The organism is Sphaerisporangium fuscum (assembly GCF_018531465.1).
Classification (GTDB): Bacteria; Actinomycetota; Actinomycetes; order Streptosporangiales; family Streptosporangiaceae; genus Sphaerisporangium; species Sphaerisporangium fuscum.
Genome location: NZ_JAHDTF010000008.1, coordinates 195,905 through 217,005 on the forward strand (window position 1 = coordinate 195,905; position 21,101 = coordinate 217,005).

At 71.4% G+C, this 21,101-nt stretch carries 20 protein-coding genes; 12 read left to right on the plus strand and 8 right to left on the minus strand.

What is annotated here, in order from left to right; genetic code table 11:
- Positions 1 to 53 precede the first annotated feature (53 nt).
- Entirely contained in the window at positions 54 to 3,944 is a 3,891-nt protein-coding gene (hrpA, locus tag KIK05_RS11700) for an ATP-dependent RNA helicase HrpA (protein ID WP_214410665.1), read from the plus strand.
- A 14-nt stretch (positions 3,945 to 3,958) separates the two neighbouring features.
- Here hrpA and KIK05_RS46815 read toward each other — a convergent pair whose 3' ends face one another.
- Positions 3,959 to 4,120: a hypothetical protein gene (locus KIK05_RS46815; protein WP_308249863.1), complete on the minus strand. Its 162-nt coding sequence runs from the start codon at positions 4,118 to 4,120 to the stop codon at positions 3,959 to 3,961.
- A gap of 84 nt (positions 4,121 to 4,204) precedes the next feature.
- Between KIK05_RS46815 and KIK05_RS11710 the strand changes: the two genes are divergently transcribed.
- Both KIK05_RS11710 and KIK05_RS11715 read left to right on the plus strand, forming a co-directional pair.
- A complete protein-coding gene (locus KIK05_RS11710; protein WP_308249864.1) occupies positions 4,205 to 4,519 on the plus strand; it encodes an NUDIX domain-containing protein in 315 nt (104 codons plus the stop codon).
- A 151-nt stretch (positions 4,520 to 4,670) separates the two neighbouring features.
- On the plus strand, positions 4,671 to 4,967 hold the full coding sequence (locus KIK05_RS11715) for a hypothetical protein (RefSeq protein ID WP_214410668.1): 297 nt from the start codon (positions 4,671 to 4,673) through the stop codon (positions 4,965 to 4,967).
- Positions 4,968 to 4,983: 16 nt separating this feature from the next.
- Here KIK05_RS11715 and KIK05_RS11720 read toward each other — a convergent pair whose 3' ends face one another.
- Positions 4,984 to 5,667: a helix-turn-helix domain-containing protein gene (locus KIK05_RS11720; protein ID WP_214410669.1), complete on the minus strand. Its 684-nt coding sequence runs from the start codon at positions 5,665 to 5,667 to the stop codon at positions 4,984 to 4,986.
- A 146-nt stretch (positions 5,668 to 5,813) separates the two neighbouring features.
- Here KIK05_RS11720 and KIK05_RS11725 point away from each other — a divergent pair, with 146 nt between their 5' ends.
- Genes KIK05_RS11725 through KIK05_RS11735 form a run of 3 tightly spaced genes read left to right on the plus strand, consistent with a single transcriptional unit; the run spans position 5,814 to position 8,727 of the window.
- Positions 5,814 to 7,022: a cytochrome P450 gene (locus KIK05_RS11725; protein WP_214410670.1), complete on the plus strand. Its 1,209-nt coding sequence runs from the start codon at positions 5,814 to 5,816 to the stop codon at positions 7,020 to 7,022.
- 5 nt (positions 7,023 to 7,027) lie between these two features.
- Positions 7,028 to 7,972, plus strand: a complete 945-nt coding sequence (locus tag KIK05_RS11730; RefSeq protein ID WP_214410671.1) for an ATP-binding cassette domain-containing protein — start codon at positions 7,028 to 7,030, stop codon at positions 7,970 to 7,972.
- The gene (locus tag KIK05_RS11735; protein ID WP_214410672.1) at positions 7,969 to 8,727 is read left to right on the plus strand and encodes an ABC transporter permease; all 759 of its coding nucleotides are present in this window, start codon (positions 7,969 to 7,971) and stop codon (positions 8,725 to 8,727) included. The genes KIK05_RS11730 and KIK05_RS11735 overlap by 4 nt, the downstream gene beginning before the upstream one ends.
- A 123-nt stretch (positions 8,728 to 8,850) precedes the next feature.
- Here the strand turns inward: KIK05_RS11735 and KIK05_RS11740 are convergent, their stop codons facing one another.
- Entirely contained in the window at positions 8,851 to 9,576 is a 726-nt protein-coding gene (locus KIK05_RS11740; protein ID WP_214410673.1) for a helix-turn-helix transcriptional regulator, read from the minus strand.
- Positions 9,577 to 9,674: 98 nt separating this feature from the next.
- On the opposite strand from KIK05_RS11740, the gene KIK05_RS11745 reads away from it, so the two are divergent.
- From KIK05_RS11745 to KIK05_RS11770, 6 genes are all read left to right on the plus strand, one after another.
- Complete coding sequence (locus KIK05_RS11745; protein ID WP_214410674.1) at positions 9,675 to 10,178, plus strand: DUF2231 domain-containing protein; 504 nt, start codon at positions 9,675 to 9,677, stop codon at positions 10,176 to 10,178.
- 20 nt (positions 10,179 to 10,198) lie between these two features.
- On the plus strand, positions 10,199 to 10,597 hold the full coding sequence (locus KIK05_RS11750) for a hypothetical protein (protein ID WP_214410675.1): 399 nt from the start codon (positions 10,199 to 10,201) through the stop codon (positions 10,595 to 10,597).
- 139 nt (positions 10,598 to 10,736) lie between these two features.
- Positions 10,737 to 11,489 (plus strand): ZIP family metal transporter, encoded by a 753-nt coding sequence (locus KIK05_RS11755; RefSeq protein ID WP_214410676.1) that lies wholly within the window; start codon positions 10,737 to 10,739, stop codon positions 11,487 to 11,489.
- A gap of 199 nt (positions 11,490 to 11,688) precedes the next feature.
- A complete protein-coding gene (locus tag KIK05_RS11760; protein WP_214410677.1) occupies positions 11,689 to 12,345 on the plus strand; it encodes an NAD(P)-dependent oxidoreductase in 657 nt (218 codons plus the stop codon).
- 273 nt (positions 12,346 to 12,618) lie between these two features.
- Positions 12,619 to 13,704 (plus strand): methyltransferase domain-containing protein, encoded by a 1,086-nt coding sequence (locus KIK05_RS11765; protein WP_214410678.1) that lies wholly within the window; start codon positions 12,619 to 12,621, stop codon positions 13,702 to 13,704.
- A 77-nt stretch (positions 13,705 to 13,781) separates the two neighbouring features.
- Entirely contained in the window at positions 13,782 to 14,456 is a 675-nt protein-coding gene (locus KIK05_RS11770; protein ID WP_214410679.1) for an HAD family hydrolase, read from the plus strand.
- A 112-nt stretch (positions 14,457 to 14,568) separates the two neighbouring features.
- Here KIK05_RS11770 and KIK05_RS11775 read toward each other — a convergent pair whose 3' ends face one another.
- From KIK05_RS11775 to KIK05_RS11795, 5 genes are all read right to left on the minus strand, one after another.
- The gene (locus KIK05_RS11775) at positions 14,569 to 16,530 is read right to left on the minus strand and encodes a sensor histidine kinase (protein ID WP_214410680.1); all 1,962 of its coding nucleotides are present in this window, start codon (positions 16,528 to 16,530) and stop codon (positions 14,569 to 14,571) included.
- A 77-nt stretch (positions 16,531 to 16,607) separates the two neighbouring features.
- A complete protein-coding gene (locus tag KIK05_RS11780) occupies positions 16,608 to 17,912 on the minus strand; it encodes an amidohydrolase family protein (RefSeq protein WP_214410681.1) in 1,305 nt (434 codons plus the stop codon).
- A gap of 31 nt (positions 17,913 to 17,943) precedes the next feature.
- Positions 17,944 to 18,765, minus strand: coding sequence for an energy-coupling factor transporter transmembrane component T family protein (locus KIK05_RS11785; protein WP_214410682.1), 822 nt, complete (start codon positions 18,763 to 18,765; stop codon positions 17,944 to 17,946).
- Positions 18,766 to 18,771: 6 nt separating this feature from the next.
- Positions 18,772 to 19,335 (minus strand): ECF transporter S component, encoded by a 564-nt coding sequence (locus KIK05_RS11790; protein ID WP_214410683.1) that lies wholly within the window; start codon positions 19,333 to 19,335, stop codon positions 18,772 to 18,774.
- Positions 19,332 to 20,990 (minus strand): ABC transporter ATP-binding protein, encoded by a 1,659-nt coding sequence (locus KIK05_RS11795; RefSeq protein ID WP_214410684.1) that lies wholly within the window; start codon positions 20,988 to 20,990, stop codon positions 19,332 to 19,334. The genes KIK05_RS11790 and KIK05_RS11795 overlap by 4 nt, the downstream gene beginning before the upstream one ends.
- Positions 20,991 to 21,101 lie beyond the last annotated feature (111 nt).

Here is a 21,101-nt window from a genome sequence, read left to right on the forward strand (position 1 = left end):
TTGCTTATCCTTTGCGGTGGCGGCTGTCTGACGAGACGGCCGGGAAAGCGACCATGGGAACGTCTTCGTTGAAATCGCCCCTGACCGATCTGCGTGACCGCCTGCCCGCGCTCATGCTGCGCGACGAGATCCGGCTGCGCCGTCGCATCGACGGCGCGCGCCGCGTCCGCGACGGCAAGTCCCTGCGGGCGATCGCCGACCAGGTCGCCGCCGACATCGAGGCGGCCGAGGCCAGGGTCGAGGCCCGCCGCGCGCTCACGCCGGCGATCACCTACCCGGCGAACCTGCCGGTCAGCCAGCGCAAGGACGACATCCTCCAAGCCCTGCGCGACAACCAGGTCGTGATCATCGCGGGCGAGACCGGGTCGGGCAAGACCACCCAGATCCCCAAGATCTGCCTGGAGCTCGGCCGGGGCGTGCGGGGCCAGATCGGCCACACCCAGCCGCGCCGCATCGCCGCGCGCACCGTCGCCGAGCGCATCGCCGAGGAGATCGGCACCCCGCTCGGCGAGACCGTCGGCTACAAGGTGCGCTTCACCGACCAGTCCGGCGACGACACCCTCGTCAAGCTGATGACCGACGGCATCCTGCTCGCCGAGATGCAGCGCGACCGCCTGCTCTCGCGGTACGACACCCTGATCATCGACGAGGCGCACGAGCGCAGCCTCAACATCGACTTCATCCTGGGCTACCTCAAGCAACTGCTGCCCAAACGGCCCGACCTCAAGGTGATCATCACCTCGGCGACGATCGACCCCGAGCGCTTCTCGCGGCACTTCGGCGGCGCGCCGATCGTCGAGGTCTCCGGCCGCACCTATCCCGTCGAGGTCCGCTACCGGCCCATCACCGACGAGCAGGAGGACCAGGCGCAGGCCATCGTCGACGCCGTCGACGAGCTCTGCGCCGAGGGGCCGGGCGACATCCTGGTCTTCCTCAGCGGCGAGCGCGAGATCAGGGACACCGCCGAGGCGCTCAAGGGCCGCAAGGAGGAGGTCCTGCCGCTGTTCGCGCGGCTGTCGGCGGGCGAGCAGCACCGCGTCTTCCAGCCCCACCGGGGGCGGCGCATCGTGCTGGCCACCAACGTCGCCGAGACCTCGCTGACGGTCCCCGGCATCAAGTACGTCGTCGACCCCGGCTTCGCCCGCATCTCGCGCTACAGCCACCGGCTGAAGGTGCAGCGCCTGCCGATCGAGCCGATCTCGCAGGCGTCGGCCAACCAGCGCAAGGGCCGCTGCGGCCGTACCTCCGACGGCGTGTGCATCCGGCTCTACTCCGAGGAGGACTTCCTCGGCCGCCCGGAGTTCACCGACCCCGAGATCCTGCGCACCAACCTGGCCTCGGTCATCCTGCAGATGACCACGCTCGGCCTCGGCGACATCGCGGCGTTCCCTTTCGTGGAGCCCCCGGACCAGCGGCAGGTCAAGGACGGCGTCAACCTCCTGCACGAGCTCGGCGCCTTCGACGACCAGCGCAAGCTCACCTCCATCGGCAACCGGCTCGCCCAGCTTCCGGTCGACCCCCGGCTCGCCCGCATGGTGCTCGCCGCCGACGACAACGGCTGCGCCACCGAGGTCATGGTCATCGCGGCCGCGCTGTCCATCCAGGACCCCCGCGAGCGACCGGCCGACAAGCAGGCCCAGGCCGACCAGAAGCACGCCCGGTTCGTCGACAAGGAGTCCGACTTCCTGACGTACCTGAACCTCTGGGACCACCTGCGGGAGCAGCAGCGCGAGCTGTCCTCCAGCCAGTTCCGGCGCATGTGCAAGGCCGATTACCTCAACTACCTGCGGGTACGCGAGTGGCAGGACATCTACAGCCAGCTCAAGCAGGTCGCCAGGGGCATGGGCGTCACCCTCAACAGCACCCGCCCCGACCCGTACAAGATCCACGTCTCGCTGCTCGCCGGCATGCTGTCCCACATCGGCATGATGGACGTCGAGAAGTCCGACAAGAACGACGGCGGCCCGCGCCGCCGCTCCCTCCGCGAGTACATCGGCGCCCGCAACGCCCGCTTCGCCATCTTCCCCGGCTCGGCGCTGTTCCGGAAGCAGCCCCGCTGGGTCATGGCCGGGGAGCTCGTGGAGACGTCCCGGCTGTGGGCGCGCGTCGTGGCCAAGATCGAGCCCGAGTGGATCGAGCCGCTCGCCGGGCATCTGGTCCGGCGCACCTACAGCGAGCCCCACTGGGAGAAGAACCAGGGCGCGGTCATGGCCCTGGAGAAGGTCACCCTGTACGGCGTGCCCATCGTCGTCGACCGCAAGGTGAACTACGGCCGCATCGACCCCGATCTGTCGCGTGAGCTGTTCATCCGCCACGCTTTGGTCGACGGCGACTGGGACGCCCACCACCGCTTCCTGAAGGAGAACCGCCGGCTGCTGTCGGAGGTCGAGGAGCTGGAGAACCGCGCCCGGCGCCGCGACATCCTCGTCGACGACGAGACGCTGTTCGACTTCTACGACAAGCGCATCCCCGAGAGCGTGGTGTCGGGCCGCCACTTCGACTCCTGGTGGAAGAAGAAACGTCAGAGCGAGCCCGAGCTGCTCACCTTCTCCACCGACATGCTCATCAACGAGGGCGCCGACGCGGAGGACCTCCAGGAGGCCTACCCCGACGCCTGGCGGCAGGCCGGGCAGCGGATGCGGCTCACCTACCAGTTCGAGCCCGGCGCGGACGCCGACGGCGTCACCGTCCACGTCCCCCTCCAGGTGCTCAACCAGGTCGAGGGCGAGGGCTTCGACTGGCAGGTCCCCGGCCTGCGCGAGGAGCTCGTCACCGAGCTGATCCGCTCGCTGCCCAAGCAGATCCGCCGCAACTTCGTCCCCGCGCCGAACTTCGCCAAAGCCGTCCTGGAGCGCGTCACCCCCGGCAAGGAGCCGCTGCTGGAGGCCGTGTCGCGCGAGCTGCTCACCCTCACCGGCGTCCGCGTGCCGCTGGACGCCTGGGAGCCCGAGCGCCTGCCCGACCACCTGCGCGTCACCTACCGCGTCGTCGACGAACGCAAGCGCACGGTCGCCGAGGACAAGGACCTCACCGCGCTCAAGCGCCGGCTCGCCCCCAAGCTGCGGGCCACCCTGTCACGGGCGGGGGAGCACCTCGAACGCACGGGCCTGCGCTCGTGGACGTTCGGCGAGCTGCCCAAGCTCTTCGAACAGGGGCGGGTGAAGGGCTACCCCGCGCTCGTCGACGAGGGCGCCACGGTCGGCGTGCGCGTCTTCGAGACCGAGGCCGAGCAGCGTACGGCGATGTGGGCCGGCATGCGGCGGCTGGTGCTGCTCAACGTCACCTCACCCGCCAAGGCGATCCTGCGCGGCCTGTCCACCCAGCAGAAGCTCGCCCTCAGCCACAGCCCGCACCGCGACGCGGCCGAGCTGTTCGAGGACTGCGTCACGTGCGCTGCCGACAAGCTGATCGCCGAGTCCGGCGGCCCGGCCTGGAACGCCGCCGACTTCACCCGCGCGCACGACCACGTGCGCGCCGAGCTGTACGACACGACGGCGGAGGTCGTCTCCCGGGTGGAGCGCATCCTGGTCGTCTGGCAGAACGTCCGCAACACGCTCGCCGCGATGAAGAGCCCGGCCGACGCCCTGGAGGAGATCGAGGAGCACCTGTCCACCCTGGTGTTCCCCGGATTCGTCACCGAGACCGGCCACAAACGGCTGCCCGACCTGCAGCGTTACCTGCGGGCGGTCGAGCGGCGCCTGGAGAAGCTCCCCGACGACCCCTACCGCGACCACGAGCAGATGCTGCGGCTCGACGACATCCGCCTGGCCTACGAGGAGCTCCTCGCCAAGCTCCCTCCTGAACGCCGATCGGAGGAGGCCGTCGTCGACATCCGCTGGATGCTGGAGGAACTCCGCGTCAGCTACTTCGCCCAAACCCTGGGCACCCCGTACCCCGTCTCCGACAAACGCATCCAGAAGGCCATGGCCCAGCTCACCGACTAGCCTCCCGAGGCTCCTCAGCCGAGGAAGATCCCCGTGTCGAGGTCGAAGTCGACCGGGGCCGGGAGGCGCAGCGGCTTACCCGTGGTCACGCGGGTGACGGTCTGGTAGAACCCGTCCTCGGGATCGCTCAGAACGGTCACCGAGGGCGGGGAGTCGACCGGGTCGATCACCAACATCACCGGAACCCGGCCCCGCGCGTAGATCTCCGGCTTGTCCTCCCGATCCTCCCGGGACTCTCCGGCCGAGCTTAGGGTCGACCGGTGAGCACTTCGGGTAAGCGGCCTGACCGGGCCTTCATCGACGGGTTGCCGCGGGTGCGGTCGGCGGCGGGGGCGTTGATACGGGACGAGAGTGGGCGTGTCATGGTCGTGCACCCCACGTACAAGGACGACTGGGACATCCCCGGCGGAATGGTGGAGGTCGACGAGTCGCCGTTCGCGGCCTGCGTCCGCGAGATCGAGGAGGAGCTGGGCGTGAAGCGGCAGGTGGGGCCGCTGCTGTGCGTGGACTGGGTGTCGCCTCGCCCGCCCTGGGACAGCGGGCTGAGGGACGGTGGGATGACATCCGGCCGTTGAGCTGCGCTGATCCTCGACCTCTGGGACGAGCTGTCGTGCCGATCGGGCAGCCGGGCAGGAAACGCGACCGGACCGCGGGGAAATCCGTGACGCCCACGGCGCGGGCCCGGATGAATCCGGCTGATCTCGGGGCGGAGAGAACGATCACGCCGTGTCCCTTGTGGTCCGGGTACGGCTCAACGGGCCGTCGATCGGCGATCGGACGGCCCGTGGAACCCGTGGGGACTGGGTGATCATGCCGACGCCGGTCACCGGTGCCGCGAAGCTCAGGGAGACCGCGGCCGCGAGGCTGAATGCGCCGGAGATCAGGCGCTTGATTTTCATGGGAACCTTCCGGGTGGGAGAGGGGACGTCGTCCCGTGCGCCGCAAGGTTCGCTCGAGGCGCTGAAAACGCGGTGGAATTCCGTGGAGGGTGCTTTTCGGCGGCTTTTCAGGAGTTCTTCATGAGCTTTCAGCGGTCTGGTCACGGCGGGAGGTCGCGCCAGCGTTCGGCCGACGCCAGAGCGTCCAGGCTGATCCGCTCCAGGAACGCACCGCCCCTGGCCAGGCGGCGTCCCACGGGCGTGTCGAGCCCGAGCGTCTCCCCTGCCGCCTTCGTGATCTCCGCCGCCGCGAGCGTCTGCCGCGCGCTGATCACCGTCGAGTGGTACCAGGCGTCGTCGTCGACCACGTAGATGTCGCGGCGCCGCCGCGGATCACGTTCGCGTCTGATCAGCCCCTGCTGGGTCAGGTAGCCCACCGCCATGGAGATCGAGGCGGGACTGACGTTCAGCCCGCGCGACAGCTCGGCCGCGGTGAGCCTGCCATCCTCGCTCAGCCACAGGCCGATGAGCACGCGCGCCACCATTTTCGGCAGGCCCATCCCGACCGCCATCTCGACGGCGCCCTCTTCCACCTCGAAGACCTTGCGGTCCTGGGGTCCGGCCTCGAGGGAACGTGCCGGAGTGCCGCGCCGTGCCCGCCGCGCTGCCGCCTGGTGCGCCCGCTCGGCGCGGTAGTCGCCGGGGCCGCCGTTGCGGCCGACCTCGCGGCTGATCGTCGAGGTCGGCCGGTCCAGCCGCCTGGCGATCTCCGCGTACGAACGTCCTTCGGCCAGGCCGGCCGCGATGCGTTGGCGGTCCTGCCGGGTCAACCTTCCTTCTGGCATGACGCCAGTATTGCGTTCGGCATCACGCAATGCAATGTTTCGTTGCATTCGACTCCAGGGTCAACGCATCAATTTATTGGCCCTGACCTGCATTGAAGCGAATCGGTCGATTGACGGAATTCTTGAAAGCAACGTAGCTTTCAATCATGTCGAACGTGAACTATCGCGTGGAGCCGGTCACTCCGTCCCTGGACCGCGCACCCGCGTGCCCCTTCGATCCCGCCCCTTCGCTCACCGCCCTGCGCGCAGAGCAGCCGATCGCCCGCCTGGCCGCGCCCGAGGGCGCCCCCGGCGTCTGGATGATCACCGGATACGACCTGGTCCGCCAGATCCTCGCCGACCCGCGGTTCAGCTCCCGCTACGAAACCCACTACCACCCCCTGGCCGGCGGTCACCTGCCGCCCGCCCCCGTCGGCGACCTGACCGGTATGGACGCCCCCCAGCACACCCGCTTCCGCAAGCTGCTGGCGGGCAAGTTCACCGTCCGCAGGATGAACCTGCTCACCGAGCGGGTCACCGAGATCACCCGCGAGCGGCTCGACGCGATGGAGCGGCAGGGTCCGCCCGCCGACCTCGTCGAGGTCTTCGCGCAGCCGGTTCCGGCGCTGATCATCTGTGAGCTGCTCGGCGTGCCGTACGAGGACCGCGACCGGTTCCAGAGCTCCACCCGGGCCCTGCAGGACGCCGGGACCGCTGAGGCGCAGTACGCCGCCTTCGTCGAGCTCGGCACATATCTGCGGGAGCTCGCGCTCGCCAAGCGGGCCGACCCGACCGACGACCTGCTCAGCGACCTGGCCACCGGCGGCGACCTGACCGACGAGGAGCTCGGCGGCGTGGCCGCCTTCCTGCTCGGCGCCGGGCTCGACACCACCGCCAACATGCTCGCGCTCGGCACCTTCGCCCTGCTGCGCAACCCGGCCCAGCTCACCGTCCTGCGCGGAGACCCCGATCTGGCCGCCGGTGCCGTAGAGGAGCTGCTGCGCTACCTGTCCGTCGCCGCCACCGGTATGCGCGGCGTGCTGGAGGACGTCGAGCTCGGCGGCAGGCGGCTCAGGGCGGGCGACACGGTCGTCATCGCGATCAACGCCGCCAACAGGGACCCGGCGAGGTTCTCCGACCCCGACGTGCTCGATCTGCGCCGCTCGGCCGCCGGGCATCTGGCCTTCGGCCACGGCGTCCATCAGTGCCTCGGTCAGCAGCTTGCCCGAATCGAGATGCGCGTCGCGTTTCCCGCGCTGCTCAACCGCTTCCCGACGCTGCGGCTCGCCGTACCGGCCGAAGAGCTGTCGCTGCGCACCGACCCCTCGCAGGTGTACGGCCTGCACGGCCTGCCCGTCACCTGGGATCGGGGGTGAACGCGATGCGAACCTTCGTCTCGGTGACGGGGCTGCGTAAGTCCTACGGCGCCCACCGCGTCCTGGACGGCATCGACCTCACCATCCCGCAGGGCACCGTCTTCTCGCTGCTCGGCCCGAACGGCGCGGGCAAGACCACCACGGTGCAGATCCTGTCCACCCTGATCAAGGCCGACGCGGGCCAGATCTGGGTGGCCGGGCACGACCTGGCCAAGGAACCCGACGAGGTGCGTGCCGCGATCGGCGTCACCGGCCAGTTCTCCGCGGTCGACGGCTTCCTCACCGGCGAGGAGAACCTGCGGCTCATGGCCGACCTGCTCCACCTCGGCCGCGCCAAGGGCCGCAGGCGCGTCCGCGAACTGCTCGAGCGCTTCGACCTCACCGACGCCGCGCGCAAGCCCGCGGTCACCTACTCGGGCGGCATGCGCCGCCGGCTCGACCTCGCCATGACCATGGTCGGCACGCCCGGGCTCATCTTCCTCGACGAACCGACCACGGGCCTGGACCCGCGCAGCCGCCGCACCATGTGGCAGATCGTCCGGGACCTCGTCCGGCAGGACGGCGTGACCATCTTCCTGACCACCCAGTACCTGGAGGAGGCCGACGAACTCGCCGACTGCGTCGCGCTGCTCAGCCAGGGCCGGCTGGTGGCCGAGGGCACCCCTGAGGAGCTCAAGCGAATGGTCCCCGGCGGCCACATCGTCGTGCGCTTCGCCGACCTCGACGGGTACCGCAGGGCGGCCGGCCACGTCGGCGCCACCTCCTGCGACGACGCGGCGCTCACCGTCCAGATCCCCGACTCCGGCGGAGTCAGGACGCTGAGGAAGCTCCTGGAGTGGCTGGACACGCATGCCATCGACGTCGCCGAACTGTCGGTGCACACCCCCGACCTGGACGACGTCTTCCTCACCCTGACCCAGGAGTCCTCGGCCAAGGAGCCCTCCCGATGAGAGCGATCACCGACTCGGCGACGATGCTGCGGCGCCAGGTCAAGCACATCTGGCGCTACCCCACGCTGATCCTCACGTTCGCGTCCGTGCCCGTGGTGTTCCTGCTGCTGTTCGTCTACGTCTTCGGCGGCGCCATGGGCGCGGGCATCGGCGCCGACCGTGCCGCCTACGTCGGTTATCTCACCCCCGGCATCATGATCACGACGATCGTCGGGGCCGCGCAGGGAACCGCGATCGCGGTGGCGACCGACATGACCGAGGGCATCATCGCCAGGTTCAAGACCATGGCCATCGCCCGCGTCTCGGTGCTCACCGGGCACGTACTCGGAGCGATGGTGCAGACGTTCCTCGCGATCGCCGTGGTGACCGTGGTGGCGCTGCTGATCGGGTTCCGCCCGCCCGCCTCGGTGCTGGACTGGCTCGGCGTGGTCGGTGTGCTGGCCATGTTCACCTTCGCGATCACCTGGCTGTCGGTCGCGCTCGCCATGGTCACCAAGAACGTGGCCACGGCCAGCAACCTGCCGATGCCGCTGATGCTGCTGCCGTTCCTCGGCAGCGGCTTCGTCCCGACCGAGTCGATGCCGGCCGGTCTGCGGTGGTTCGCCGAGCACCAGCCGGCCACCCCTGTCATCGAGACGCTGCGCGCGCTGCTGGCCGGGCGTCCGGCCGGGTCCAGCTTCCTGGAGGCGGCTGTGTGGAGCGCGGGCGTCGCCCTGGTCGGTTATCTGTGGGCACGCAGGCTCTACAACCGGTGAGGTCGGTTCCGGCACTGGACGTCGGCGCCTGCTGCTGAACAAGGGTGGTCCGGGACCGGTTGTCCGAGGAGCGGAACCAGGACAGCCGTTGTTCTCCGGCCGCCGCGGCGGACGACCGTTGGACTACGGGACATCACCGATCATTGAAGCAGGCTGCCCAGGGCCGGTCGCGTGGAGTTCGACGCAGCAAGCCCCGGGACGGGGCGCAAGGGTGGCCGAGATGGTGGTGGCGCCGAGGCCGGCGCAGTAGGCGGCCAGGAAGGCGTGGTTGATGCCGCACACCAGGCCGGGGTCCTTGGCGGCGAGCGGGTGGAAGGGACAGTTGGTCAGCCGGATGCGCGTCGGCGCGACGCGGGCCGGCTCGAAGCCGTGGCGCTCGAGCATCTGGCCGATGTAGGTGAGGGCGCGTTCCGGGCCGAGGCGGCCGGGCCTGAGCCGCTCGCGTTCGGCCTGTCCCAGAGTACGGCCGTGCTCGGCGGCCACGCGCAGGGCGGCGTCGGATCCGTGCTCCTGCGGCCGCTGCAGGCGTACCGCGTCCAGCAGGATGTCGGCGAGCAGGCCGTGCTCGCGTGGCGGGATGCTGACCTGCACCTCCAGATCGGAGGGCTGATAGACCTTGGGGGCGCGGCCCACCCGGCGGATGCCGCCCGGCTGGGCGTAGGTGGCCGTCAACAGCCCCACCTCGACCAGCTTGTCCAGGTGGAAGGCTGCCAGCTTGCGGGAGATGCCGACGCTGAGCGCGGCCTCGTCACGTGTCACCGGCGCCGGCGACTGCCGGATGAACATGTACATGCGGCGCCTCAGCTCCTCGTCCAGCGCCGCCACAGCCCGCACCGCGTCGTCTGCCACCCGTCCACGGTAACACCTGCTCTCTCGGTCGAAACCTGTCACCCCTTGACCTCCGACGCAATAAAGCTAAAACTTATTGGCGAAATAGGAGGTGGGTCATGTCCACGTCACCGCATCAGGCCAAGCGCCCCGTCACAGCACTGGCCGGGCCGTACGGGCATCCACTGCACCCGATCCTGGTCACCGTGCCGATCGGCGCCTGGGTGACGAGCCTGGTCTTCGACCTGGCCTCGCACCTGACGTCCGATCCGGCCTTTCTGGCCCGCGGATCGCTGTGGCTGATCGCCGTCGGAGTGGTCGGCGCGCTGGCCGCCGCCCTGTTCGGGTTCCTGGACTTCCTGGCCATCCCGGCGGGCACACCCGCGTTCCGCACGGCACGCCTCCATATGGTGCTCAACCTGCTCATCACCGCCATGTACGGCGGCGCGTGGGCCTGGCGAGCCGGCACAGGGCCGGGGCCGGTGCCGGCGGGCCAGATCGCGCTGTCGGTGGTGGCCCTGGCAGGGCTGGCGGTTTCCGGATTCCTGGGCGGCGAACTCGCCTACCGGTACGGCGTCCGGGTCGCCGATGAGACCACCCAAGCAGAGGGCTTCCGTTCCTGACACAAGGGAGAGACGTCATCATGGCTGTCGCCGCACTCGTCACCTGGGTTCTCACCGCGCTGGGCGGGTTCTACATGCTCGGCGTGTGGATCTCGCGGGGCGGGCCCCGCACGCAGGAATCCCGCCTGCCCGCCCCAGTGGCCTTCGGCCATCTGCTGCTCGCCGCGACCGGACTCGTCCTGTGGATCCTCTACCTGGCCTTCGGCGACGACGTCCTGGCGCGGATCGCCCTGGGCCTGCTCGTGCTGATCGCGCTGCTCGGCTTCGCGATGCTGGCCCGGTGGATCCCCGTCTACCGCTCCCGCGCCACCAGCACCGCCCCCGAGCGCGCCATTCCCGTCGCCGTCGTCGCCGGGCACGGCCTCCTCGCCGTCGCCACGCTCGTCCTGGTCGTGATCAGCGTGGTGCCCGGAAGCTGAGGCGACCGTCCACCTGCCCGCTGTCGAGGCCCTGAAGACGGCGGAAGGGCCTGGCGGGCATGACCCGGCCTGCTGCGGTTAGGGGAAGGAATGGCTTTCCGCCTTGCCGGGCATCATGTGCGGATTCGAAGGGGGCGCGATGCCGGGATGGGTCACGGCAGGATGGTGGGGATCGGTCGGCGGGGGCGCCCTCGTCGTCGGGGCGCTGATCGCCTGGCTGGTCCGGGTGTCGTCCCAGGTCGTCGCGTGGATCATGGCTTTCGGCGCCGGGGTCCTCGTCTCGGCGCTGGCCTTCGACCTGGTCGACGAGGCCGAGCGGTCCGGAGGGCTGCTCTCGACCGTCGCCGGCTTCGCGGCGGGCGCGGTGGCGTACGTCGCGGCGAACGTCTGGCTGGCCCGCCGTGGCGCCCGCCATCGCAAGCGCTCGGGCGACCAGCAGCCGTCCGAGACCGACGTGCAGGGCAGCGGCCTCGCGATCGCCGTCGGCGCCCTGCTGGACGGAATCCCCGAATCCGTCGTGCTCGGCCTCTCCCTCCTCAACGGAGACGGCGTGGGAGTCGCCGTCCTGGCGGCCGTGATGATCTCCAACGTCCCGGAAGGACTGTCGAGCGCGGCGGGCATGAAGCGGGCCGGACGTCCCGCGTCCTACGTGTTCGGGGTCTGGGGTGGGATCGCGGTGATCAGCGGGCTGGCGGCCCTCCTCGGATATGTCGCCTTCCAGGGAGCCTCCCCCGAGGTCGTCGCCCTCATCACGGCCGTCGCCGCCGGGGCGATCCTCGCGATGATCGCCGACACCATGATCCCGGAAGCCTTCGAACGCGCCCACGTGCTCACCGGCCTGATCACCACGGCCGGCTTCCTCACCGCCTTCACCATCGAACGCTTCGGATAGCCCCTCCTCGCCCTCGCGGTGACCCGCTGAGGGGCGGGGGGTCGGTCACCGCCCGCCGGCCCGCCACCGCCCAGTTTGGGTTGGGTGACGGACGGGGCGGCGACCCTGGGTGTGCACCGCCGTCGGGCGAACGCGTTCGTGACGACTCTGTTTGTCACGAGCGCGATCGTGACGAACATGTTCGTATATGCTGAGGGGCATGATCCAGGAGAACTCGGGTGTGAGCCGCGTGGTCGTCTTCGGCGCCGCCGGGCGTACGGGACGGCTCGTCGTGGAAGAGGCGGCGCGGGCCGGCTACGACGTGGCCGCGGCGGTGCGGGCGCCGGAGAGGTGCCCGTCGTTCGATGTGCGGCAGGGAGAGGTCGACGTCGTACGGGCCGACATGCGGGAGCCGGACAGCGTCCTCGCCGCCGTCAAGGGGCAGGACGTCGTGATCTCCGCCGTCGGCCACGCGGGCGCGCGCTCGCACGGTCTCTACGCCGACGCCGCCCGCGCGCTGGTGACGGCCATGCGGCACGGCGGTGTCACCCGTGTCATCGCCGTGACGTCCGCGGGCGTACGGCATGACGATCCGAACTTCGCGCTCTGGTACCGCCTCCTCGCCCGCACCCTGGCGAAGGAACCCTACGACGACATGCGCCTGATGGAGGCGGTCATCCGCGAGGCCGGCCTCGACTGGACGTTCGTCCGCCCGGCCCGCCTCCTGGACGAACCGCCCACCGGCGCCTATCGCGTCCAGGACGGTGAGACGCCCAAGGGCGGCTGGAAGATCACCCGTGCCGACCTCGCCCGCTTCATCGTCCAGGAACTCCACGACCCCCACTGGTCCCACGCCGCCCCGACCCTCGCCGAGTGACAGGGGCCCGGCGAGGACCGTAGGGCGAGGCGCGGGCCGTCGGGTCTGTCGGGAAAATGCGTGGATCATCGTGCGGACCGGCTGTTAGCATCCGCGGCGTGAAGTTCTTCTTCCGACGTTGAGCAGGCCGCCGGCGAGACGAGGGTTTCCCCGTCGTCGGTGAGGCGGGGCGGCGTGGCGCCGTCCCGGGCTTCGACGTGGGAGAAGAACGATCAGCATGCGCGTTCGCGTGCGTTTTCTCACCGCCCCGCGTCCCGGCGCCCCTGCCGTCTCATGACGGCGGCGCGCCTGGTGGCGCGGTGCGTACGCGGGCTGGAGCCCGTCGTGGCCGCCGAGATCCTCGACCTGGGGCTCGGCGTGATCACCCGGCTCGGACACCGTGAAGTGCACTTCCATGCCGTACGACCGGACCCCGGGGTGGTCCGGTTGCGCACGGCCGACGACGTGTTCCTGCTGGCCACCCGGCTTCCGGACATCGGGGCGGCCAGGACCGGGGTCGGCCGGCTGGCCGAGCTGGCGGGCCACGCCGACGTGGCGGCGCTCCTGGAGGAACGGACGTTGTGCGGGGGGCGGAGCGAGGTCACCGGTGTCGAGGTGTCGGCGTCCTTCCTCGGCAGGCGCAACTTCAACCGTTACGACGTGGAGGACGCCGTCGGCCCGGCCCTGGCCCGCCGCGCGGGTGTCGGCTACCACTCGCGCCGTGGGGGCGGCGCGCCGCCGCCCGGCCTCGGCGCCTGGCGCCTCACCCTCGACGGCCGGTGGGCGACGCTCATGCTGCGGATCGCCGACCGGCCGCTGCACCGGCGCGCCTACAAGGTCCGGACGATCCCGGGCACCCTGCATCCGCCCCTGGCCGCCGCGATCGCCCGAATGGCGGACATCAGGCCGGGTGACCGGGTCGTCGACCCCTGCTGCGGGGCCGGTACGCTGCTCGCCGAGGCCGCGCTGCTACGGCCGGACGCCCGGTTCGACGGCTACGACGTGGACCCGGAGGCGCGCACGGCGGCGCGTGCGAACGTGGCGGGCTTCCCCGCCGTCGCCGTCCACCGGGCCGACGCCGGCGACCTCCCCCTGCCCGACGGCGGCGCGCACCGTGTGGTGTGCAACCCGCCGTGGGGCGGGCAGGTCGGCGCGCGGGGCCTGCTCGCGGGGTCGCCGTCGAGGTGGTGGGCGGAGCTGCGGCGGATCCTGGCACCCGACGGCGTGGCCGTGGTGCTCATCCCCGACATCGGCGGCCTGGTCACCGCCATCCGGCACGGGCTGGAGCCCGTCGGGGTGCAGCGGGTCCGGCTCTCCGGCGCCGAGTCGTACATCGTCCGCCTGACCGGGGGGCGGGTACGGCGCCGCGGGAGGACGTAGGCGGGAAGCGGTGACGTGGGGGGTGTGCGGGAGAGCGGGGCCGTCCGGAAGGGCGGGTATGGTCGGATCGTCGTGCGATGACGAGGGGAGTCGGTGTGGTCCGGGCCGTGGTGTTCGATGTGGGGGAGACGCTGATCGGCGAGACGCGCATCTGGTCGCGATGGGCCGACCGGCTGGGCGTCCCGCGGTTCACGATGCTCGGAGTGCTCGGCGGCATGGCGGCGCTCGACCGGTCGCACCGCGACGCCTTCCAGGTGGTACGGCCGGGGCTCGACATCGAGGCCGAGATCGAGGCCTGGCGCCGCGACGACCCCGGCGGCCTGCGCGAGAACTTCGACGCCGACGACCTGTACCCCGACGTGCGGCCGGGGCTGGCGGCGCTGCGCGAGGCGGGACACCAAGTGATCATCGCGGGCAACCAGCCGCCGCAGGCCTACGACGCGCTCGTCGCGATGAACCTGCCCGCCGACGCCGTCCACACCTCGGCCGGCTGGGGCGTCAGCAAGCCGCAGCGCGAGTTCTTCGACAAGGTCGCGGCCGTGGCGGGCCGGGAGCCGGGCGAGATCCTGTACGTCGGCGACCGGCTGGACAACGACGTGCTCCCGGCGCGCGACGCCGGGATGCGCACCGCCCTGATCCGCCGCGGCCCCTGGGGGTACCTGCACGCCGAGCGTCCGGAGGCCCTGGTCGCCGACCTGATCGTCGACACCGTCCCCGAGCTGGCCGCCGCCCTCGCCGAGGGCCGCCTGTAGGCCTGTTTTCCGCACGAGCCCGAATCTCCCCGGTCCGGCGGTATACAGCCGGGCAGCATCAGTGATCGGCCCAGGTCGGTGAGGGCGATGTGCGGAGAACGGGCCTGGGACCTCATCCTTCGGGCGTCGCCTCCACGGCGGTCATGGGGCCGGTGTTCAGGACGCGGTCCTGCTCGGGAGGCAGGCCGTCGTCCGGCGGGATGATCAGGGTGTGCGGCAGCAGGACGACGGCGGTGGTGCCGCCGTACGGCGAGCGGCGCACCGTCACCTTCGCCTCGTGCCGCGCGGCGAGCTGGCTGACCACGAACAGGCCGAGACGGTCGCTGTCGGCCAGGTCGAACTCCGGCGGCTCGGCCAGGCGGCGGTTGAGCTCGGCGCGGTCGTCGTCGCTCATGCCGAGGCCGCGGTCCTCGATCTCGACGGCGAAGCCCCGCGCCACCAGCTCGCCCCTGATGGTCACGCGGGTGCTGGGCGGGGAGAAGACGGTGGCGTTCTCGATGAGCTCGGCGAGCAGGTGGATCACGTCGGCGACGGCCGTGCCGACCAGGGAGGCGTCCGACATCGGCAGCACCGTCACCCGCGTGTAGTCCTCCACCTCGGCGACGGCTCCCCGCACCACGTCGTGCACGGGGACGGGCTTGCGCCAGGCGCGCCCGGCGGGGGCGCCGGACAGGATGATCAGGCCTTCGGCCTGGCGGCGCATGCGGGTGGTGAGGTGGTCGAGCCGGAACAGGTCGGCCAGGGCCTCGGGGGCGCTGGTCTTGCGCTGCATCGCGTCCAGCTGGGTGAGCTGGCGGTGCAGCAGTGACTGGTTGCGCCGCGCCAGGTTGCGGAAGACGAGGCTGACGCCCTTGCGGAGGTCGGCCTGGCCGACCGCGGCCTCGACGGCGGTGCGCCGCACGGTCGAGAAGGCGTGGGCGACGTCCTGCGCCTCCAGCGTGCTGCCGGTGACCGGGATCGGCGGGGCGTCGGCCTCGATGTCCACCGGTTCGCCGTTGCGCAGCTTGGCGACGACGCGGGGCAGGCGGACGTCGGCGAGGTCGAGGGCGGCGGTGCGCAGGTCGGCGAGCTCCTGCGCCAGCCCCCGGCCGAGCCGCGCGGAGAACACGACGGCGAGCAGGACGGCGATCAGGCCGAGGCCGCCCGCGACGGCGATCTGCGCGATGATCCCCCCGGCGGCGGCGTCGGTGCGCTCGTTGAGCAGCGCCACGCGGGTGGCGACGACCTGGTCGATCCGCTGCCCCAGCGTGCCGGCGAGCGGCTGCCAGCCGGCGGCCTGGTCGGGGTTGCCGCCGTGCGAGACGACCTGGTTCTCCATCGTCGTGAGCCGCTTGTAGTCGGCCGACAGGAGCAGGTCGTCGAACGGCCGGCGCAGCTCGATGTCGAGCCCCTGGGCGCCGCGGGTGAGCAGCAGGCGGCGGTTGGCCACCATCTCGGCGAAGCCGCGCTGCTCCTCCTTGTTCGGCCCGCCCTGCGCGATGGCCCCCGAGAGCAGCGCGTCCTCCTGCGACAGCAGTTCGCGGGACAGCACGACGGTCTGCAGGCCGTCGGCCTTCCGGTCGAGCGTCAGGTCGGGGACGGTGACCAGCTCGTCGTACATCCGGTAGAGAGCGTCCTGGATGGTGTTGTAGTCCTGCACCACCCCGAGGCGCGTGGTGGTACGGCCGTCGACGGCGTCCCTGATCGAGGCGAGCCGGTTCAGCTCTCTTTCGAGCGCGGTCCTGCTCTCGGCGACCTCCGGGCCGGTCGCCGAGAGGCCCTCCAGCGAGGTCGCGCGCTGGTGGAACAGCACCACCGCCTTGTCGGTCTCCTGCCGGGCGACCTTCAGGCCGGCGGTGTCGGGGGACCGCTGGCTGAGGAACAGGGCGGAGAGCCGGCGCTCCTCCCGCACCCGGTCGGCCACCACGGCGGCCGGGGACGCCACCTGCTGCTGCAGCGTGACGGCCCTGCGCAGGTCGAAGAAATCGCCCACGATGTGCCCGGTCATGTACACCCACAGCACGATGAGCGCCACGATCGGCAGGCTGAGCAGCGAGTACAGCTTGAAGCGAATGGTTCGGTTCTGAGGGGCCATGTCTCCGCGCCTAGCGTGAGGCAGTAAAAGGTTCTGCGAGGGAAGAGAAGCGCGTTTTCCTGGAGAGCGCTGCGAGGCTAACACCCACGGCGCGGCTCCGTGGCGGGGTTCACGATGTGAACGCGGCCGTTGCGGTGGGCGGCGGTCACCGTGGCGACGCAGCGCCCCGGGCCGTCCTCGATGAGCGTGCGGTACGGGTCCCGCTCGTCGGGGTCGACGCCGAAGACGGCGAAGTCGCCCCGCGTGCCCGCCTCCAGGCACCCGATCCGGCCGGGACCGCCGTCCAGGCCGAGCGCCCGCGCGCCGCCGGCCGTGGCGGCCTCGACGAGCCGCCGCGCGAGGTCCGGCTCCCGGTACCCCTGCTCGCGGGCGAGCGCGTGCAGCACGCGGACGTCCTCCAGCAGGTCCAGCGACGGCGAGGAGGCGAGCGAGTCGGTGCCGACCGCGATCGGGTTGCCCTCGGAGAGCAGTGCGGCGACCGGGGGCCCGTCCAGGCCGAGGGTCCGGTTGGAACGCGGGCACAGCGCCACGCTCACCCCGCGCTCGCGCAGCAGCGCCCGCTCCTCGGCGTCCAGGTGGACGCCGTGCGCCACGTGGCAGTGCGGTCCGAGCAGCCCGAGCTTGTCCAGGAAGGCCACCGGACCGTGGCCGGTCCCGCCGGCGCGCAGGATCTCGAAGTCGAAGCCCAGCTCACGTACCAGCTGGGCGATCGGCCCGGTGCCGGAGACGGTGTACTCCCGCTCGTGCGCCGACTCCAGCAGGTGGATGTGCTGGCGCAGCCGGAACCGGCGGGCGAGGACCGCGAGGTCGGCGAGGACCCCGGTGTCCAGCGTGTACGGCGCGTGCGGCGAGATCCCGACCATGCCCTCGCTGCCGCGCAGACGGCCGACGGTCGAGACGAAGTGGTCGCGGCCGGTCCGCTGCCAGCTCTCGTCGGTGTCGCCCAGCACTTCGAGGTAGGAGATCCCGGCCAGGCCCGCCTGGGCCGGCACGGGCATGGCCTCGATGTCGGTGACGACGTCGGCGACGGCCGTGGTGCCGTGCCGCAGCGCGAGCCGGGCCCCCTCACGGGCGCCGGCCGCCCAGTCGGCGCCGGCCGAGGAGAAGTAGACCGCGTCGAAGGCGTTCGACCATTCCTCGAAGGAGTCGTACACCTGCCGTCCCACCTCGGCCATGCGGGTGAACTGCAGGTGGGTGTGGGCGTTGACGAGCCCGGCCACGATGACGCCGGGCCAGCGCACCTCCTCGCCGCCGCCGCTCAGGACCTCCCGCCGCGGCCCCACCGCCACCACCCTGCCGCCCCGCACGGCGACGGCGCCGTCGCGGACGGGGGGCCGGGAGATCGGGACGACCAGGGGCGCCGTGTGGATCACACCGGACATGCGGCTCCCGCCACGCCGGCCGCGCCGGCCGTCACGGCGCCCACACGTCCTGCGTCAGCCCGAGGATCTTGGCGGCGACCATCGCGACGGCCACCGCGGCGAACCCGGCGAGGATCAGGTAGTCGGTGCGGTCGAAGGCCGGCTCCCGCATCCAGGTGCGGTGCCTGCCGCCGAAACCGCGCAGGTCCATGGCGTTCACGGTGTCCTCCGCGTCGATCAGGGCGTTCACGGTCACCGGTACGACGACCGGCCGCAGCGACAGCAGCTTCTTGACCGGGTTGCGGGTGCGGCTGTGCTCGTACCCCCGGATCCGCTGGGCGTCGATGGTCTCCTGCAGGCTCGCCCACGTGGAGGGGAGGAAACGGAAGGTCAGGTCGACGCCGTACGCCAGCCGCTGCGACAGCCCGAGCCGCGCGAACGCCACCCCGAGGTCGGACGGCGCGACGTTGAACGCCACCGGGAAGCTCACCATGGCCAGCGTGACGTACCGCAGGAAGACGGTGGCGGCGTACGAGAGCATCACCCGGGTCACCTCGGTGTGCGGCACCGGGATGGTGAACAGCACCTCCGTGTCCGAGCTGGGAGGCACGTCCGCCGAGGTCAGGATGCTGTTCACCACCACGAGGACCGCCGTGAAGACCAGCATGAACGCCCAGTTGGCCCGCACGGCGCGCCAGGGGATGCCGGCCGCGCGGTAGTAGACCAGGGCGGCCACGGCGCACACCAGCACGCCGCGAAGGTCGGCGACGCCCGCCACCGCCACGAGGTAGAGCACGGGGACCAGCAGGAGCACGCGCGGGTCGCGGCGGCTCAGGAAAGAACCCGCGCCCAGGTAGCGCGGCGTGACGTCCACTGCCTGTTACCGCCCGGTCCGCTTGGACAGCGGCTCCCAGATGGCGTCCAGCGCGGGGGTCAGGATGACGACGGCGATGCCGTCGGCGATGAGCGCGGGCACGTAGTTGACGCCGAAGGCGGTGTCGAAGCCGATGCCCTGCACCCAGATGTCGGTCAGGGTGAAGAGCAGGCCGACGGCGGTCGCCACCAGCGACACGACGGCGGTGACGACCAGCCGTACCGCCTCGCTCGCGATGGGCGGCAGGTAGGTGAAGAGCAGGCCCGCGACGGCGCCGGCGAGGCCGTTGGCGACGCTCCAGTTCCAGTACTGGAAGCTGCTGCCCTGGAGCAGGTCGATGACGGCGTTGCCGACGAGGCCGACGAAGAAGCCCGCGACGACGCCGAAGCGCTTGCCGAAGAACGGCACCAGCGCGAAGGCGGGGCGGACGACCACGCTCTGGGTGCCGGGGATGAGGAAGCTGAACAGGCCGAGCACGGCGTAAAGCGCCGCGCCGACCGCGCCGAACACCACGGTGCGGGAGGAGATGGATAAGACCGGCTCGCGTGGGGCGGTCGCGTCTGTGCTCATGGAGAGGTGGTTCCTTCCTGGGGGGATGGGTTGGAACATGACGGGACGGAAAGCCTGCGGGCGAGATCGAAGGGGTGCGGGATCGATCCGCCGCCGTGAAGGTGGTCGCGTACGGCCCGCACCAGGCTCGTGGTGCGCAGCCCCGCGCGCGACCACACGTCGTCGTCGCGCGCGAGCTCGGCGGGGGAGGCGTCGGCGATCACCCGGCCCCGGTCCACGACGATGACGCGGTCGGCGTAGGTGAGCGCGAGGTCGACGTCGTGGGTGATGAAGTACACGCTCTCCACGCTGTCGGCGGCGAGCGCGTGGCCGACGAACTCGGTGGTGGTGTGGAGGTCCTGTCCGGCGGTGGGCTCGTCGAGGATCAGCGTCCGCGGGCGCATGGCGAGGGCGAGCGCCACGGTCAGCCGGCGCTGCTGCCCGAACGACAGCGTGCGCGGCGGCCTGTCCATGATGTCCTTCTCGCCGTCGAGCAGCGTGGCCCGCAGCGCCCTGTCCGACTCCTCGGCGATCTCCTCGGGCGAGAAGCCCAGGTTGCGCGGGCCGAACGCCAGCTCCTGGCCGACGGTGGCGCAGAACAGTGCCTGCCCGGGGTTCTGGAAGACGTATCCGAACGTCGTGGCGAGGCTCGCCGTCGACCGTTCCGCGACGGGGGAGCCGTCCACGAGCACCTCGCCGCTCGTGGCGGCGGTCAGGAGCACGGCGGCGCGCAGCAGCGTCGACTTGCCGGCCCCGTTCGAGCCGAGCACCGCCACGCGCTCACGCGGCGCGAGGGCGAGGTCGACGTCCGACAGGACGGTTCGCGAGCCGTACCCGAGGCTGACCTGGCGGTATTCGAGGCGCGGGGGTGCCCCCGCGTCGGCGGCACGGCTCAGGGCGGGCGCGGGCGGCAGGTCGCCGGCGCGGGCGAGCAGGGTCGCGAACGGCAGCTTGACGTGCCCGACGGGCGCCATGCGCAGGAATCCGTCGACGGGCCCCTGGTAGCGCGCCGTGCCGTCCTCGAGGTAGAGGACCCGGGTCGGCTCGAACTCAAGGATCTCCTCGACCCGGTGCTCGACGACCACGGCGGCCCCGCCCTCGTCGGCGAACCGCCGCACCTCGCGCATCAGGCGCAGGCCGGCGTCGGGGTCGAGGTTGGCGAGCGGTTCGTCGACCACGACGACCCGGGGGCGCATGACCAGCACGCCCGCGAAGGCCACCAGCTGCAGCTCGCCGCCGCTCAGCCCGGCGGTGGCGCGGTCGAGCAGGTGGGTGATGCCGAGGCGCTCGGCGACCTCGGTGATCCGCCGCCGGATCTCCTCGCGCGGCAGGCCGAGGTTCTCGGGGCCGAAGGCGAGCTCGGCCGTGACGGTGGTGCCGACGATCTGCTTGCGCGGGTCCTGGAGCATCGTGCCGACGACCGAGGAGAGGTCGCGGATCGTCCGGCCCGTGACCGGTCGCCCGCCGACGATGACCTCGCCCTCGACCTCGGCGCGGTAGGCGTGGGGGATGAGCCCGTTGACCAGGCGCAGCAGGGTGCTCTTGCCGCATCCGGACGGGCCGCTGACCAGCATGAGGTCGCCGGAGGACACGGTGAACGACACCGGGCCGAGGGCGGTCCGCCCGGTCGACAGGTAACGGACGGTCACGTCACGGACCTCGATGAGCGCGGTCATGACGTGATCACCCTTCTCCTTCCGCCGTTCCGCACCGGCGCGCGGCCTGGTCCGGATCTTTGTCCAGAGGAGATTAAAGGGGAGATCATCACCTAAGCGCAATTGCTGGTG

Bases quoted from the DNA above. Each gene is read 5' to 3' on its own strand.
- hrpA (WP_214410665.1), top strand. From the start codon at position 54: ATGGGAACGTCTTCGTTGAAATCGCCCCTGACCGATCTGCGTGACCGC.
- KIK05_RS46815 (WP_308249863.1), bottom strand. From the start codon at position 4,120: ATGTTGGTGATCGACCCGGTCGACTCCCCGCCCTCGGTGACCGTTCTG.
- KIK05_RS11720 (WP_214410669.1), bottom strand. From the start codon at position 5,667: ATGCCAGAAGGAAGGTTGACCCGGCAGGACCGCCAACGCATCGCGGCC.
- KIK05_RS11725 (WP_214410670.1), top strand. From the start codon at position 5,814: ATGTCGAACGTGAACTATCGCGTGGAGCCGGTCACTCCGTCCCTGGAC.
- KIK05_RS11730 (WP_214410671.1), top strand. From the start codon at position 7,028: ATGCGAACCTTCGTCTCGGTGACGGGGCTGCGTAAGTCCTACGGCGCC.
- KIK05_RS11735 (WP_214410672.1), top strand. From the start codon at position 7,969: ATGAGAGCGATCACCGACTCGGCGACGATGCTGCGGCGCCAGGTCAAG.
- KIK05_RS11745 (WP_214410674.1), top strand. From the start codon at position 9,675: ATGTCCACGTCACCGCATCAGGCCAAGCGCCCCGTCACAGCACTGGCC.
- KIK05_RS11750 (WP_214410675.1), top strand. From the start codon at position 10,199: ATGGCTGTCGCCGCACTCGTCACCTGGGTTCTCACCGCGCTGGGCGGG.
- KIK05_RS11755 (WP_214410676.1), top strand. From the start codon at position 10,737: ATGCCGGGATGGGTCACGGCAGGATGGTGGGGATCGGTCGGCGGGGGC.
- KIK05_RS11760 (WP_214410677.1), top strand. From the start codon at position 11,689: ATGATCCAGGAGAACTCGGGTGTGAGCCGCGTGGTCGTCTTCGGCGCC.
- KIK05_RS11765 (WP_214410678.1), top strand. From the start codon at position 12,619: ATGACGGCGGCGCGCCTGGTGGCGCGGTGCGTACGCGGGCTGGAGCCC.
- KIK05_RS11770 (WP_214410679.1), top strand. From the start codon at position 13,782: ATGACGAGGGGAGTCGGTGTGGTCCGGGCCGTGGTGTTCGATGTGGGG.
- KIK05_RS11775 (WP_214410680.1), bottom strand. From the start codon at position 16,530: ATGGCCCCTCAGAACCGAACCATTCGCTTCAAGCTGTACTCGCTGCTC.
- KIK05_RS11780 (WP_214410681.1), bottom strand. From the start codon at position 17,912: ATGTCCGGTGTGATCCACACGGCGCCCCTGGTCGTCCCGATCTCCCGG.
- KIK05_RS11790 (WP_214410683.1), bottom strand. From the start codon at position 19,335: ATGAGCACAGACGCGACCGCCCCACGCGAGCCGGTCTTATCCATCTCC.
- KIK05_RS11795 (WP_214410684.1), bottom strand. From the start codon at position 20,990: ATGACCGCGCTCATCGAGGTCCGTGACGTGACCGTCCGTTACCTGTCG.